At 63.1% G+C, this 15,735-nt stretch carries 12 protein-coding genes; 9 read left to right on the plus strand and 3 right to left on the minus strand.

Annotated elements, in window-relative coordinates; all coding sequences use genetic code 11:
* The 5 genes from AC1DB0_RS00005 to AC1DB0_RS00025 all read left to right on the plus strand — a co-directional run.
* Window positions 1-917 (plus strand): type VI secretion system Vgr family protein (locus AC1DB0_RS00005; protein ID WP_476758554.1); only part of this gene is annotated, 917 nt, incomplete at its 5' end.
* Between the two features lie 8 nt (window positions 918-925).
* Window positions 926-1,861, plus strand: a complete 936-nt coding sequence (locus AC1DB0_RS00010; RefSeq protein ID WP_476756848.1) for a hypothetical protein — start codon at window positions 926-928, stop codon at window positions 1,859-1,861.
* Window positions 1,858-4,653 (plus strand): toxin VasX, encoded by a 2,796-nt coding sequence (locus AC1DB0_RS00015; protein ID WP_476756847.1) that lies wholly within the window; start codon window positions 1,858-1,860, stop codon window positions 4,651-4,653. Before AC1DB0_RS00010 ends, AC1DB0_RS00015 begins: the two co-directional genes overlap by 4 nt.
* On the plus strand, window positions 4,647-5,693 hold the full coding sequence (locus tag AC1DB0_RS00020; RefSeq protein WP_175168958.1) for a hypothetical protein: 1,047 nt from the start codon (window positions 4,647-4,649) through the stop codon (window positions 5,691-5,693). Before AC1DB0_RS00015 ends, AC1DB0_RS00020 begins: the two co-directional genes overlap by 7 nt.
* A gap of 5 nt (window positions 5,694-5,698) precedes the next feature.
* A complete protein-coding gene (locus AC1DB0_RS00025) occupies window positions 5,699-6,745 on the plus strand; it encodes a hypothetical protein (RefSeq protein WP_476756846.1) in 1,047 nt (348 codons plus the stop codon).
* On the opposite strand, the gene AC1DB0_RS00030 is transcribed toward AC1DB0_RS00025, so the two are convergent.
* Entirely contained in the window at window positions 6,721-8,001 is a 1,281-nt protein-coding gene (locus AC1DB0_RS00030; RefSeq protein WP_054422058.1) for an MFS transporter, read from the minus strand. The genes AC1DB0_RS00025 and AC1DB0_RS00030 overlap by 25 nt on opposite strands.
* A gap of 105 nt (window positions 8,002-8,106) precedes the next feature.
* Here AC1DB0_RS00030 and AC1DB0_RS00035 point away from each other — a divergent pair, with 105 nt between their 5' ends.
* Window positions 8,107-9,006 (plus strand): LysR family transcriptional regulator, encoded by a 900-nt coding sequence (locus tag AC1DB0_RS00035; RefSeq protein WP_476756845.1) that lies wholly within the window; start codon window positions 8,107-8,109, stop codon window positions 9,004-9,006.
* A gap of 166 nt (window positions 9,007-9,172) precedes the next feature.
* Window positions 9,173-10,825 (plus strand): mucoidy inhibitor MuiA family protein, encoded by a 1,653-nt coding sequence (locus AC1DB0_RS00040; RefSeq protein WP_441371056.1) that lies wholly within the window; start codon window positions 9,173-9,175, stop codon window positions 10,823-10,825.
* Between the two features lie 80 nt (window positions 10,826-10,905).
* Here AC1DB0_RS00040 and AC1DB0_RS00045 read toward each other — a convergent pair whose 3' ends face one another.
* Window positions 10,906-12,123, minus strand: coding sequence for an EAL domain-containing response regulator (locus tag AC1DB0_RS00045; RefSeq protein WP_427219209.1), 1,218 nt, complete (start codon window positions 12,121-12,123; stop codon window positions 10,906-10,908).
* 285 nt (window positions 12,124-12,408) lie between these two features.
* Here AC1DB0_RS00045 and AC1DB0_RS00050 point away from each other — a divergent pair, with 285 nt between their 5' ends.
* On the plus strand, window positions 12,409-13,542 hold the full coding sequence (locus tag AC1DB0_RS00050) for a 3-deoxy-7-phosphoheptulonate synthase (RefSeq protein WP_054422054.1): 1,134 nt from the start codon (window positions 12,409-12,411) through the stop codon (window positions 13,540-13,542).
* A 78-nt stretch (window positions 13,543-13,620) separates the two neighbouring features.
* On the opposite strand, the gene AC1DB0_RS00055 is transcribed toward AC1DB0_RS00050, so the two are convergent.
* Window positions 13,621-14,856 carry an NAD(P)/FAD-dependent oxidoreductase gene (locus AC1DB0_RS00055; protein WP_476756843.1) on the minus strand — a complete coding sequence of 412 codons (1,236 nt, stop codon included), beginning with the start codon at window positions 14,854-14,856 and terminating at the stop codon, window positions 13,621-13,623.
* Between the two features lie 157 nt (window positions 14,857-15,013).
* Between AC1DB0_RS00055 and AC1DB0_RS00060 the strand changes: the two genes are divergently transcribed.
* Window positions 15,014-15,613 (plus strand): GNAT family N-acetyltransferase, encoded by a 600-nt coding sequence (locus AC1DB0_RS00060; RefSeq protein ID WP_476756842.1) that lies wholly within the window; start codon window positions 15,014-15,016, stop codon window positions 15,611-15,613.
* Window positions 15,614-15,735 lie beyond the last annotated feature (122 nt).

The following is a 15,735-nucleotide window of genomic DNA, read 5'->3' on the forward strand; positions in this document are numbered from 1 at the left end:
AGCACAACGAACACAGCTCCTGCTGGATACGCGTCTCGCAGAACTGGGCGGGCGCGGGCTGGGGCCACATGGCCATTCCGCGTATCGGGCAGGAAGTCATCGTCAGCTTTCTGGATGGCGATAGTTCGCAGCCGATCATCACGGGCCGCACGCATCGGTCGATCAACCCGCCGCCGTATGAACTGCCGCGTCACAAAACGCGCATGACGATCAAAAGCCAGACGCATAAAGGCGATGGCTATAACGAGCTGCGGTTTGAAGACGAACGGGATCAGGAAGAGATCTACGTGCATGCGCAGAAAGATCAGAACATCCATGTGAACCACAACGAAACCACCTTCGTCGGCCATGACCGCAGCGAGCAGGTGGAGCACGACGAGACCATCGTGATCGGCCACGACCGCAAGGAGACGGTGGGCAATGATGAACAAGTGAACATCGGGCACGACCGGCGTCACGACATCGGCCAGGATGATTTTCTGACGATCGGGCGTAATCACACGGTGATGACGGGCAAGGACCGGACTGAAGACGTCGGCAACAACCGGCGCGACAAGACCGCGGCGAACCACTGGATTGAAACCGGTGGGAATGTGGAACACACCGTGCAGGGGCATCATCAGTTGCACGCGGGTCAGCGGATTGCGCGTAAGACGGTGGTGTATGAATTGCAGTCCGCCCAGCGCGCCGTTATCAAGGGGCCGGGCGGGACGATCACGATTGATGGCGGCGGCATCACGATTGAAGCCGTCGCCATCAAATTCAAGGGGCCAATCAGCCAGCAATCAGGCGGAGCCAGCGCGCCATCCATGGCAGGCGCGCCGAACCCCGGCCTTGCCATGGATAAGCTGTGCGCCATGCGCCCAGATGGCAGTTGCCCACGCGTGCCCTGCCCCTGCGGCATGGGAGCCGCATGATGCCGCCCATGACGTCGCATCCGGGATGGCCACGCCGCATCGTGCAGCCCGCGCAAGCGCCCAGCGTCGAGACATTGGCGGGTTCGGGCCAAGGGTGGCTTTGGCTGGATGGTGCGCAGGACGCTGATCTCGAAGAAAAGGTGGTGGCGTTGACGCCCGGATTTGATCACCACTGGTTATGGCGCGACACCGCGTGGGCCTACTCGTCCCCCGGTTACCGCCACGGGCCGCTGCTGACGCGGGTCAATGCCGATCTGCTGCAACGGTTTGTTGAGGACTGGGCACCGCGGCAAATGGGAGTACTGATCTTTGCGCCCGATGATGCTCACGCCAGCCCCCACCTGCAAGCGTTGCACCAGATGCTTGCGCCTGACGGCCTGCCCCTGCGCTTCAACCTGACCGCCACCCGCCAGCTGGAAGAGCTATGCGAGGGGCTGGCGCCGCACCGGCTGGCTGAATGGTTCGGCCCGATTCGCGGCGTGATCTGGCGCACGCCCGACGCGGACGGCGCGCAATGGCTGCGCATTGACCTCCCGGATTCTGATGCTGCCGCGTCGATGTCCGGCTATGAGGATATCTACACCCTGCACGAAGCCGACGAAGACGCGATCAACCAGGCGAGCTTTGAATGGTTCATGCGCGAAACCGTCCGGCGCACCCTTCCCCCAGACCTCGCGGCGACCGATCCCGCAGCGCACGCCAAGTTGCTGCGTCAATTCTCCATCTTCGCGACCGAGGCAGGCCAGATCGGGCTGGTCATCGAACGCGACGTGCGCCACTACATCGGGCTGCGGCTGCGCTTTCCCCAACAGCCTTTCGAGAAGGACACCGAGTTGCGCACGATCTTGGCGCAGCAAACGGTTCCCGGCCTGCAACGCCTGCATCACGCGGAACAGCGCCTGAATCAGATTCACGCCGTCTCGGCATCAGGACTTGCAACATGACCCACACGTTTCCGGCCTGCCCCAAGGCGCTGCAACCGCCCCACCCCAGCGCCAAGCAATTAGGCAAAGCCATTTCCCCGCCGCCCTGCGAACGGGGCACCCCGCTGTATCCCTTGCGGTATGGCATCACGGACAAGCCCGTTAACGCGGAGATCTTTCCCACACTGACCGCCGCGCTTTACCCCAAACTTGTCGACGGCAAGACATATGGATTGCGCGTGCTGCGTCCGCGCAGCTATGTGTATCTTTTCTTTAGGCAGCACGGGCGCATGTGGACGCGTCATTACCAGGTCACCGACAACATCCGCTTCGCGCCCATCTGGTGGACCGAGGCCGACTACGCCGCCGACGTGCCCGGGCGCGCACAAGCCCCCGACGAAGCCGGCGCGGCGCGCTTTCTGCTGGTGCCGCCCGACGTGGAAGATGACACCGTGCATGTGCGGATCACCGACACGATCCTCAGCCACGCGGCGCTATGGCGCATCGAGAACGACACTGCAGGATGGCGCAGCCTGCTATCCACTCCGGTGAATTTGGAGCAAGTAGCGCAAGCCAACGTCTTCCCAGCGTCGTTGCTGACCCAAGTGCCGGAATTGGCGCCAGCTCCACAAAACGCACCCAAACCGTATCCGTGGAGCGAAAGCCAGCCGGACACCGACGGCTTTCAATCCATCCTGAACGCCATGAGCGCCGCCGCCCGGCCCCGCACTGACCTGGTTCCCAAAGCCGTGGCCGTTCATGACCTGGCGGGCATGCTCAGCGAGCTCAACGTGCTGGTGGGCAGCCGTCTGGATCAGCTTCAAACCTATAGCGCCGACGCCGCTCGCAAGCTCCGCGTATCGAAAATGATCGACGAACTTGGTAGCCTGAAAAGGCGCGAGGCCGAGCTTTACGCGGAAAAGAACGACGTCATTCGCAGCGCGATACCTTCTCATATCCCCGGAGGCGCCAACGAAGCTGCGCGCGAGAGGTTCTACCAGGCCGGCTTGGCCGCCCAACGCAAGCGTCTTGCCTATGCCCGCAATACGGAGCGCAAGCGGTTTGAAGACGCGCATCCCGAAAAACTCAAGCACCACACTGACGCCGTCACCCGCGCCGCTACCGACCTGTGGACGCTGTTCAACCAGCAACGCGCGCAGTACGACGCGATCATCGCTACCCACGCGCCGGACACTATTGGCCATCTTGATTTGCGTTGCCTGGTCGGCCACACCCTTCCCGCGCTCATCCACTGCAAGGCCGGCAACGATTACCTGATTGAACAGGTTGGCCCCACCGGCCCGACCGGCCTGCTGGGAAAAGCCGTCTTCGGTACACCGCAAGTTATCAGCTACGCCGAACTCAGCGCGGGCCCCATCCGACAAGCCTCCAACGCCGCGCTGGCCGCCCTGCAAAAAGTCCTGGAAGCTCTGCCCGCCGACGGCGCATCCCATCAGTTGAGCGTCATGCTGGGCGCGCTGGTCGCCCAAGGCCAACTCAGATCCCCCGGCGCGTACTGGACTAGCGTGTACCGCCCGATCATGGAGGTGCTGGACGGCGCCATCGCCCGCGCTCACGACGTCCCCCTGTCCGACGTCGGCAACTGGGTGCGCGACCAAATGGGCCTGAAAGGCGTCAACGGCTTCCGCCCGAAAACCGTGGACCGGGCGGCCCAAACGCTTGTCACCCTTTACGACACGCAGGACGTACAAGAAAAACTCGCCCAAGTCAGAACGCTGCCGCAGCGTATTCGCTTCTGGCACAACGTCCAGCTGTCGCTGGGCGGCGTCGCGGTGTTTGCCACGGTGTACAGCGCGGGCGAAGCGTTCCGGGCGCTGGGGAAAGAAGACGGGTTGACGCTGGGGAATGCGCTGAATGCAACCGGGCGAGTGCTGGGCGTCAGCGCAGCCGGGATGGCGATGACGCGGATGCACTTTGAGAAACAGCGGGATTTGGCGAAGTTGCGGGGCGATTCCGGTGCCGCCGCGGCTTATCGCGACCTCGCAAGCACTTGGGAGTTACGAGTAATTGCAGCAGCAGCCGTGGCTGCTCTTGCCATTGGAGCCAAGGACTGGTGGCATGCTGCGATAAAAGAAACGGGAGAGACGGCCGGCATTAGTTTCCTCAGTGGATCGGTGCAGATCACAGCTGGCGGCCTTGGGATGTTGCATCTGGCGGGAAAAAGCAAAGCGCCCTTCCTTCAGCGATGGGACCGGGCAAACTCTCGAGTGTTGAAAGGTGGCGCAAATATTGCTCGGATGGGAGCGGGCCAGATTGGCTGGATTCTCCTCGCAGCGGAAGCACTCTACATAATTCTTCAAAACCATCATCAAACCGTTGCTAACGAGGCAAAGATCACGAAATGGATTGCACGCAGCATTTGGGGCATCCAGGGTAATCACGCCCCATTCGCCAGTGATGAAGAAGAACTCCACGAGTTCCACCGCCTATTTCAAGAACCGACCATCGAATCGGAGGCCGACATCTTCGGAATCGCTCGCAGCCTTGCGGCGATTAATTTGATCACCAGCGTAGTCGGACTTCCCGAAGATGCTCGAACCATCACGGTCCGTCTTCCGGGATGGCAGCCGCAGATCAGCCACTACACGATCACTCAACATCAAGCCGCGAGTGCGGGAGACTTCATCGGAACGACCAAGCACTACGAAGATCCAAAATTGGTCTCTGTTGAGAATGGCGTCGGCATCATCCACATCACGACGAATACGCTGATCGGGAAAACCAACGTGGAGTACCGACCCAACGGTTTCACGGACGCCGACTTCGTGATGCAAGAGAGCCAGCTGTGGTGAAGAAACTTCGCGACGTTGATCCTGCGACGGTTCCCGACGCCAAGGCGGAGTTCATCCGGCAATGCGCAGCGCTGGACGAGCGTATCGATCATGCTGCTTTGCCCGATATCACCTATGCCATGGAGCCCGCACAAGTTTGGCTCGACGACGACGTGTCTGATCCTGAGCAATTTAACAACCGCTACATCGAACCCCGGCTCGAAGGTCAAATCACATTCTTGATGCAGGTGTCCACGCTAGGCGTTCCCTTCTCATTGATCATCGTCTTCGTATTGGCCCCGCTCTTCGGCGAGTTTCATATAAAGGGGGCCGTTATCTGCATCCCCTTTTTCTTCTTTGCATGGTTCTTCCTTTGGATGGGTACAGAAATGGCCCAATCGCGGGTTCGATTCAATCGTCAAGCGCAGGTCGTGCATGTGAGCTACGGAAAGGCTGTCTTGCATTTGCCGTGGCGCGATGTCAGGCCGTACACCGAATTTGGACATGACTATCGCCTTCGACTGTATTTTCCCGTGCCATATCTCGCGATGATGCAGCTCCCCTTTCAAGACCCAGAACGCGTCAGAAGAAGTAAGGCGCCATTTTGCCTCGGCGGCGACTTCGACAAATACGACCATCTGTTCTTCGACAAGAACCTTCAACGTCTGGAGTTCATCCGCCGCTATATGGAACACGGCCTAGACGCGATCCAGCCAAACCCCAGGTGGGTCAAAGAAGGATTAGTCGACAAGCCCACCGGTGACAATCCAGTCGTTCGAACAGGCAAGCTCAGCGACATCTTCCTTATCTGGGATATTTGCTTCAACCTCATCAGCCTCAAACCCCTGCTAGACCGCTGGATCAAGCACAAAGCCAACTCATTCCGCTGGCCCGAAGAAGTCGAGCGCCTATGCGCGCCCGGCGCTGACCTGTCCGCCTACGACACCCGCCCCGTCAAATCCAGCACCCGCTATTTCTACCGGTACGTCGGCATGGACAAGGGCGTGATCTTTGTCGACCATCGAGGCCGGCAGGTTCAGCCGCGCAGCAGCGGGGCTTAAGCAGCATGGCCACCAAGCCACTCCGCATCATCGACCCTGCTACCGTCCCCGACGCCAAGGTGGAATTCATCCGCCAATGCGCAGCGCTGGACGCACGTATCGATCACGCCGCGTTGCCGGATATCTCCTACGCCATGGAGCCAGACAAAGTCTGCTTTTTTGACGATGTTTCCGACCCGGCGCAATTCAACGATCGCTATATAGAACCCCGAGTGGAAGGCCAGATCACGTTCCTGATGCAATTGTCCACACTGGGTGTTCCCATGTCACTGCTAATCGTCTTCGTCCTGGCGCCCTTGTTTGGGGAGTTCCACATCAGGGGCGCATTGATTTGCATCCCATTTTTTCTCATGGCCTGGTTCTTTCTTTGGATGGGAACGGGAATGGCTCAAAGCCGAATTCGGTTCAATCGGCAAGCCCAGCTGGTGCACGTGACCTACGGCGATTACGTCGTTCATGTCCCTTGGCGCGATGTCAGGCCATACACCGAGATCGGTCATGACTATCGCTTGCGTCTGTACTTTCCTGTTCCGTATGCCGAAATCATGAGCCAACCTGATTTGGACCCCGAGCGCGTAAGGACAAGGAAAGTGCCGTTTATTGTCGGAGGAGAGTTCGACGCGCACGACCACTCCCTGGACGGCAACCTTACCCGTCTGGAATTCATCCGCCGCTACATGGAACACGGGCTGGACGCCATTCAACCCAAACCCGAATGGGTCAAAGACGGATTAGTCGACAAACCCACCGGAGACAATCCAGTCGTTCGAACAGGCAAGCTCAGCGACATCTTCCTTATCTGGGATATCTGCTTCAACCTCTTCAGCCTCAAACCCCTCCTAGACCGCTGGATCAAGCACAAAGCCAATTCCTTCCGCTGGCCCGAGGAAGTCGAACGCCTATGCGCGCCCGGCGCTGACCTGTCCGCCTACGACACCCGCCCCGTCAAATCCAGCACTCGCTACTTCTACCGCTACGTCGGCATGGACAAAGGCGTGATCTTTGTCGACCATCGCGGCCGGCAGGTTCAGCCGCGCAGTACCGCGGGATGATTGGAATCGGCACCGCGAACCCCGCCCGTGCGCCACACGAGCCCCGCGCTGATGACCAGCGCCAGCGTCAGCAGCCCGCCCGCCATCGCGGCGACGCCCGGCCATTGGCTTGCGGCCCAGAAGTGGCCGCCCCAGGCGCCCAGTACGCTGGAACCCACGTAGTACACCAGCAGGTACAGCGATGCGCCCAGTGCCTTGTAGCCGCGCGCCATCTGGCCGACCCAGCCGCTGGCTACGGCGTGCGCCGCGAAGAAGCCGAAGGTGAACAGCACGATGCCGGCGATCAGCACTCCAAGGGAATCGGACAAGGTCAGCAGCAAGCCCGCCAGCGCCAGGCCGGTGGCGGCGGACAGCATGGGGCCGCGGCCGTGGCGGTCAGCGAGCCGGCCGAAGAACGTCGAGGCGAAGATGCCCACCAGGTACACCACAAAGATGAAGCCGATGAACGTTTGGCTGAGCGAGAACGGCGGCAACAGCAGGCGAAAGCCCACGTAGTTGTAGACCGTGACGAAGGCGCCCATCAGCAGGCCGCCCATCGCAAACAAGGCGCACAGCGGACCATTCTTCATGTGGGTGCCGACACCGGCGCGCATGTCGCCCAACACGCCCGCCCAACCCCGGCCGCGTTGCGGCGTGAAGCGGCGCGACGCGGGCAGCAGCCACACGAACAGCACCGCCGCCACGATACCCAGCACGCCCAACGTGCCCATTGCCGCGCGCCAGCCAAAGTGGTCAGACACCAAGCCCGTGATCACGCGGCCAGACAAGCCGCCGAACGCGCTTCCGCTGATGTACAGGCCCATGACGAAGCCCAGCGTGTCCGGCTCGACTTCTTCAGCCAAGTAGGCCATGGCGACGGCGGGTACGCCGCCCATCGCTACGCCCTGCAAGGCGCGCAGCGCCAGCAGACTGTGCCAATCCGGCGCCACGGCAGCGATGGTGCCAAGCACGGCCGACGCGAAGAGTGACAGCGCCATGATGCGTTTGCGCGGCAAGGCTTGCGAAAACAGGCCCACAAAGAAGATCGCAATGGCCAACAGGCCCGTGCATAGCGAAAGAACCAGGCTGCTTTGCGCGGGCGATACGCCGAACGCGCCGGTGAACATCGGCATCAGCGGCTGCACGCAATACAACAAGGAGAAGGTGGAAAAGCCGGCGGCGAACAAGGCCCATTGGGCGCGGCGCAGCCCAGGCGTGCCGCGCGCCAGGTATTCGGGCGATGCGGCGGTGGAGGAACTGGCAGAGGGGGTAGACATCAGGGTTCTCGAATGACAACGGGCATGTAGCCCGTGCAGTAAAAGTAGACTTTTCCCCTGCATATGTCCAATATATGAAACCCACCCCACCTATATTTTAAAACGATGGAACTCCGCCACTTGCGCTATTTCACGGCCGTTGCCGAAGAGCTGCATTTCACGCGGGCGGCGGCGCGGCTGGGGATCGGGCAACCGCCGCTTAGCCAGCAGATTCAGCAGCTGGAACGCGAGATCGGCACGCCTCTGTTTCTGCGGCTGCCGCGCGGCATCGCGTTGACGGAAGCCGGCGCGCAGTTTCTGGAAGACGCACGCGCCATTCTGGCCGGCGCGGATCGGGCCATCGACACCGCCCGCCGCCTGGGGCGTGGCGAGCGCGGCGCCATCACCGTCGGCTTTACCGCGTCGGCCGTGTTCCACCCTTACCTGCCGCGCGCCATTCGCGCCTATCGCGACCGTTATCCCGATGTCCGCGTCACCCTCACCGAAAGCAACACCATTTCACTGCTGCGCGGCCTGCGGCTGGGCGAAGTGGATGTCGCGTTTGTGCGGCCCCCCTATTTGCTGGACCCGGAGTTTGAATCCGAACGCGTCCTGGACGAACCCATGCTCGTCGCCCTGCCCCCAGACCACCCCTTGAGCCGGCGCCGCAGCGTGCCGATCGCGGCGCTGGCGGACGAGGATTTCGTGTTGTACCCGCGCCCCATTGGTGCGGGGCTGTACGACGCCATCCAATCCGCTTGCCAGCGCGCGGGCTTTGCGCCGCGCGTCATACAAGAGGCGCCGCAAATGGCGTCAATTGTTAGTTTGGTGGCCGCGGGCGTGGGCATTTCGGTGGTGCCGGCCGCGATGCGGCACATGGGTGCGGAAGGCATCGAATACCGGCCCATCAAGGGCGACGCGCCCCACGCCTTGCTGGACATGGCGTATCGCCGGCACGACCGCTCGATCGCGGCCGTCAACGCCGTCGACATGCTCCGCCGGCTGGCGCATCCGGAGCGCAATTGAGTGCAAGCAAAATTGGGGCGGTATTGCCCTGTCGCGTTTGTCACTTCCTGTAAACCCGCTGAACGCACGGCGGAGTAAATTGGCGCGCTATTGGCGATCCGTCCCTGACATCCGGCACGGATGTCGCGGACCAACTCAACGAATCAACCTTCCTAAAGGTGACCTAGTGCGACGTACCCTCCTGGCCTTGGCCATCGCAACGATTCCTGGCCTGGGCGCGGCGGCCGGGCTGGCCTCTTCCATTGGCGCGGTGACGGTCTACCAGGACCGCGCCGTGGTGACGCGCACCGCCACCAGTGACCTTGCTGCCGGTGAACATGAACTGGTGCTAGAGAACCTGCCCGCCACGCTGCAAGAGAATTCCTTGCAGGTCTCGGCCAAGAGCACCGGCCAGGCGGCGCTGCTTGACGTCAAGGTGCGTGACGCGTTTCTAGCTGACACCCCGAACGAGCGCGTGCGGACGCTGCAGGAACAGGTGCGCAAGCTGGAAGGCCAGTTGGCCGAGCTGGACGATGAAGCCACCGTACTGGACAACCAGCGTGAACTGGTTCTGATGATGCAGCGCGGCGCCACCGAGCCGTCCAAAGACGGTGCGCGCCTGACGCTAGACGAACTCAAAGCCATTCAGACGCTTAGCGCCGACACCCTGAGCAAGACGCTGGCCAGCTTGCGCCAGGTGGCCGAGCGCAAAGCCGTGATGGAACGCGAGCTGAACGCCTTGCAGAGCCAGCTGAATGTCGTGCAGGGGCAATTGAGCCGCCGCACGAAAACGGTCACGCTGCGCGTGAACCTGGCGCGCGCGGGCAAGGTGGATCTGGCCGTGTCGTACGCCGTGGGTGGCGCTCGCTGGACGCCGGCCTACGATGCCCGCCTGCGCCCCGCCGACCGCAATGTCGATCTGGGCTATTTCGGTGTGATCCGCCAGAACACCGGCGAAGACTGGAACAACGTGAAGCTCACGCTGTCCACCGCGCGGCCCGCGCTGGGCGGCGGCGCACCGGCGCTGCAACCGTGGATCATTGACGTGGCGCCCCCGCCCGCGCCGCCGCCACCTCCCCGTCCGGTCGCCGCACCCGCCCCCTCCGTGGCGGGCGAAATGATGCAAAAGCGCATGCGCCCCGCGCCGCAGGCCTATGCGGATGCCGCCATGGCTGAACCCGCGGCCGAGGCGATCGAGGTCACGACATCCCAATTGCAGAACGATGCCACCAGCGCGTCGTTCCAGATCCGGAACCCGGCGACCCTGCCCTCGGACAACACGTCGCAACGCGTCGCGATCGCCAGCGCCAAGCTGCCGGCGACGTTGCAGTACCAGGCCTCGCCAGGCCTGCGTGAAGCGGTTTTCCTGACCGCTCAGGCCAGCAACAACACCGACTTTCCCTTCCTGCCCGGCCCCTTGAACACGTTCCTGGACGACGCGTTCGTGGCCTCAAGCGCCATGAAAGCCGTGATGCCGGGCGAAAAGGTCGAGCTGGCGCTGGGTGCGGACGACGGCATTTCGATCAAGCGCCAGCTGGTCAACCGCTTTACGGAAAGCACGGGCTTTTCGGGTAGCGGAAAACGCGTGACTTACGAATACAAGATCACCGTGAAGAACAATAAGGCAACCAAGGAACAGGTGTCGTTCAAGGATCGCCTGCCCGTCTCCCGCAACGAGAAGATCGTGGTCAAGCTGCTGTCGCCCGCCGACCGCGACGTCAAGCGCGAAGAAGACGGCAAGCTCGTCTGGGAATGGGAAATGGAGCCGGGCAAGTCCCGCGAAACCGTCCTGAAGTTCTCGATCGACTACCCGGGCGATATCGACGTTTCGGGCATCTGAGTACCGCCCTTCAGGGGCGGCACGCAATAAGGCGACCACATTCTGGCCGCCTTGTTGCATTCTGGCCGCCTTGTTGCTTTTCAATGGCTGCGGCAGAAATCGATGAAGGCGTCGGCCTCCAGCGGCAGGCACAGCCCGTACCCCTGGGCCACGTCGCAACCCAGCTCACGCAGCAGTTGCAGGTCGCGTTCTTGTTCGACGCCTTCGGCGACCACGCGCCGGCCTAGTACGCGGCCCATTTCGATGGCGGCCGCCACCACCGCGCGCGACGCCGCTTCACGGTGCATGTGCACGATAAAATCCCGGTCGATCTTCAGTTCAGTAAACGGCATGGCCGAGAACAGGCGCATCGACGCGATGCCGGCGCCGAAGTCATCCATGGCCAGTTCGAAACCCCGCACGCGCAACAGATTCAGCACGGACGACAGCGCCAGCCAGTCATTGACGGGCTCGTCTTCGGTCAGTTCGATCTTTACCAGCCTGGCGGGCAGGCCGGCCTGCGCGACCCGCTTTTCAAGCAGCGCCGCCATATCGCGCGAGCACAGCGTGGAGGACGACGCATTGATGGCGATTGGCACGGCGATGTCCTCGTCGTGCATGCGCTGCAACACTTCAATAACGCGATCTGTCACCCGAAGGAACAACATCCGGTCCATGCCCAGACGATGCGCGGCCGGCACGAAGTCGGCTGCGGCAATGGGGCCGAGCGTGGGATGGTCCCAGCGCGACAGCGCTTCGGCCGCCAAGACCTCGCCCGTTGACAGGCTCATTTGGGGTTGCAGCACCACGCTCATGCCCTCGCCGGTGATCAGCGCCCGCCCCAATTCCGCTTCGATCACTTCGCGCCGGACCGACTGCTGGCGCGGCGAGGCCACGTCTTCCGCGGCCAGCGCAACCTTGATGGCCTGCTGCATGGCCGTGCGCGAAACCGGTTTGGACAGCGCCTGCGCCGACGGGCAACCGGCCTGCAACGCCAGCCTGACGTGGGACTCCAGCAATTCGTCGGCCAAACTGCTGATCCAGATGATGGGCGGCATGCTTTTCAAGCGGCCCACGTCCACCAGCCGGCGCAATTCATTGGGCAGGTGCGTGCCATCGCCGTCACTCATGACGATGTCGCTGATCACCAGATCATAGAATTGCCGCCCCAGCGCGCTGACGGCTTCGGTGCTGCTGCCCACGCCCGCCACGCGCCGATAGCCCAACGCCAGCAGCATGTTCTGCAGATATGCGCGTTCGACGGGGTGATCTTCGACCAGAAGAATCCGTCGGGTGCCTCCGGCTTCGGTTTTAGGCATTACGTTCCGTCCTAGCTTATAGGGCGGGGCCTCTGCAGGCAGCCGCTTGAACTTTCCGGACTCAATCCTACGGCATCCGCGTCGACTCTGTCGTGATTGGAAAAGGGTTAATGCAATTTCCGGGCCGATAGGCGTAGGTTTGGGACCAACTTCCCGCCATCGGCGCGGCCCGTTGTCCGAAGGCAGCGCACCGGCTTCCTCCGGACGGACGCCGCCTTCCGGCGCGCGCGTCGCCCGCCAGTGCGATAATGGACGTCTTTTCGCATCTACGGCACGGAGCATCCCTTGACCCGCATTGACGACCCCCAGCACGACCGCGAGGTCGGCACGGCCGACTCGACCCAGGACAACACGCGCACCGACGACACCCGCATCAGCGCCGTGCGTCCGCTGATTTCGCCCGCGTTGCTGCAGGACGAGCTGCCCGTTTCCCCCGCCATCCAGACACTCGTCGAGCAAAGCCGCGCCGAAATCGCCGACGTGCTGCACGGCCGTGACGACCGCCTGCTGATCGTCGTGGGCCCCTGCTCCATTCACGACCATGGCCAAGCCATGGATTACGCCCGCCAATTGCGCGCCGCCGTGGACCAGCACAAGAAAGACCTGCTGATCGTCATGCGCGTGTATTTCGAAAAGCCGCGCACCACCGTGGGCTGGAAGGGCTACATCAATGACCCGCGCCTGGATGGCAGCTTCCGCATCAACGAAGGCCTGCGCCGCGCCCGTGAACTGCTGCTGGACATCAGCGGCCTGGGCCTGCCGATTGCCACCGAATTCCTGGACTTGCTCAGCCCGCAGTACATCGCTGACCTGATCGCCTGGGGCGCCATCGGCGCGCGCACCACCGAAAGCCCCAGCCACCGCCAACTGAGCTCTGGCTTGAGCTGCCCGCTGGGCTTCAAGAACGGCACCGACGGCGGCGTGCAGATTGCAGCCGACGCCATGGTCGCCGCCAGCGCCAAGCATGCGTTCATGGGCATGACCAAGATGGGCATGGCCGCCATTTTCGAAACGCGCGGCAACCAGGACACGCACGTGATCCTGCGCGGCGGCAAGCAAGGCCCCAACTACGACGCCGCCAGCGTGGACGCGTGTTGCGCCGCGCTGCGGGCCGCCGGCCAGCGCGAACAGGTCATGATCGACTGCTCGCACGCCAACTCCAACAAGTCCCACTTGCGCCAGATTGATGTGGCCAACGATATCGCCGCGCAGCTCGCCCAGGGCGACGCCCGCATCACCGGCGTCATGATCGAAAGCCATCTTGAAGAAGGCCGCCAGGACTTGAAGCCGGGCCAGCCGCTGCGCCGTGGCGTGTCGATCACGGACGCTTGCCTGGGCTGGTCCCAGACCGAGCCCGTGCTGGACACGCTGGCGCTGGCCGTGCGTCAGCGCCGCGAAAAGGCGGCGGCGTCGCGTTAATGGCATTGCGGCCCCGGGGTTGCAGCCTCGGGGTACCGCCGCGAGGTACCGCTCCGGTGCCCCCCGCCCTACGCGCTACTAGCGGCGTAGCGCGTAAGGCGCCGGGTCCATATCCGGCGCCTGCCCCGTGATCAAGCTGGCCATCAGCTTGCCGGTCACCGGCCCCAGCGTGAAGCCATGGTGCGCGTGGCCGAACGCCATCCACAAGCCCGGATGCTTGGGCGCAGGCCCGATGACGGGGCGCATGTCGGGCATGCAAGGCCGGCACCCCATCCACGGTTCTTTTTCCACGGCCGCCCCCAGCGGCAGCAACTGGCCTGCCAACGCGCGCGTGCGTTGGATCTGGATCGGTGACGGCGGCGCATCGCGGGACGCGAACTCGGCGCCCGTCGTCAACCGCACGCCCAACGTCATCGGCGTCACCACGAAACCGCTATCGATATCCGCCACGGGGTGCGACAAGGCCGCGCCGTCTTCCAGCGTGTAGTGCTGGTGATAACCGCGCTTGACCGCCATCGGAATGCGGTAGCCCAGCGGGCGCAACAGGTCGGCCGACCACGGCCCCAGCGCTACCACCACATCGCGGGCGTCGACCATCCCCTGTACGCTTTGCACCTGCCAGCCCTTGCCCGCCGCCTTCAAACTGCGGGCATCGCCCCGCACCAGTTGGCCGCCGCGCTTCTGGAACAGGGCGGCATAGCCCCGCGTTACCGCGCCTGGATCAGACACATTCACCGGGTCCAACCAATGCACCGCGCCCACCATGCGCGATGACAGCGACGGCTCAAGCGCCGTCAACGCCTGGCGATCCAGCACGCGATAGTTCAGGCCGTAGGGCGACAGGGCTTCGGCTTCGGCAATGGCGCGCGTCATGCCGGCCTCGGTGCGGGCGCCATCGATCCAGCCATTACGGCGAAACAGGTGGGTGATGTTGGCGTCGTCTTTAAGCGCGTCATGCTCGGCCACGCTGCGTTCGATCAGCGGCAGCATGGCGTCCGCCGCACGCGCCAGCCGGGTGGGCGATGAATGCCACCAGTAGCGCAGCAGCCACGGCGCGATGCGGGGCAGAAAGCGGGGGTGATAGCTCACGTCCGGCGTATTGTTGCGCGCATAGCGCCACAGGCTGCGCCAGTCACGCGGAAAGGCGTACGGAATGACGCTGGCCCGTTCGATCAGGCCCGCATTGCCGTAGCTGGTTTCTTCACCGGGGCCGCGCCGGTCCAGCAGCACCACGGAACGGCCGCGCGCCTGCAAATGCAGCGCCGTACTCACGCCCACGATGCCCGCGCCTAGAACCACAACGTCTGTTTTCATGCGCCGAATTCTGCGCCAGCCCCACGTGTTCGGCAAGACATTGCGCGCGTAGAATTCGCCATGGCTTTGCATGCTTCATTGTCTATGCCTTAGCGCCATTCCCTAGCGCTATTCCCTAGCGCCACGACCGCCCCCGGACCCGCATCAGGACCGCACCATGCCCCTTCCCCCTTTGCAGCCCGTCACGCTTCACGGCGACATCGTGCGCCTGGAACCCATGGCCCTGCATCATGCCGATGCGCTGGCGGCGGTGGGCCTGCATCCTGAGCTGTGGCGCTTGCAGCCCGAGCCCGTCGCCACGTCCGACGATATGCGGCGTTATGTGGAACGGGCGCTGGCCGGCTGGCGCGACGGGGCCTGTCTGCCCTTTGTCATCGTGCAGCAAAGCACCGGCCAGATCATAGGCGCCACGCGCTATATGGATATTGCGCTGGCGCACAAACGGCTGGAGATCGGCGCGACGTGGCTGACGCCCGCCAGCCACCGTTCGGGCGCCAACTCGGAAGCAAAATTCCTGTTATTGCAGCACGCCTTTGAAACAATTGGTATCATGCGCGTGGTCTTCAAAACGGAATTGAGCAACACGCAGTCGCGGCAGGCCATTCTGCGCATCGGCGGCATCGAAGAAGGCGTGTTTCGCAAGCATCTGATCGCGCAATCGGGGCGCGCCCGCGACATGGTCTATTTCGCCATCCTGGATGACGACTGGCCGTCCGTCAAAGCGCGTCTGATGGCGCGGATGCATCGCTCGGCGTAACCCGCGCGCATTGTTCTTTTCACAGGCGGTTCCGCATTTCTGCAAGCGGCGCCGTCGATGCAGTACCGCAGCACCGGTGGATCATCGGACGCCATTGTCCGCCCCGCCTTTTTCAAGTCAGG

This window comes from Achromobacter sp. 10T422 (assembly GCF_056394065.1).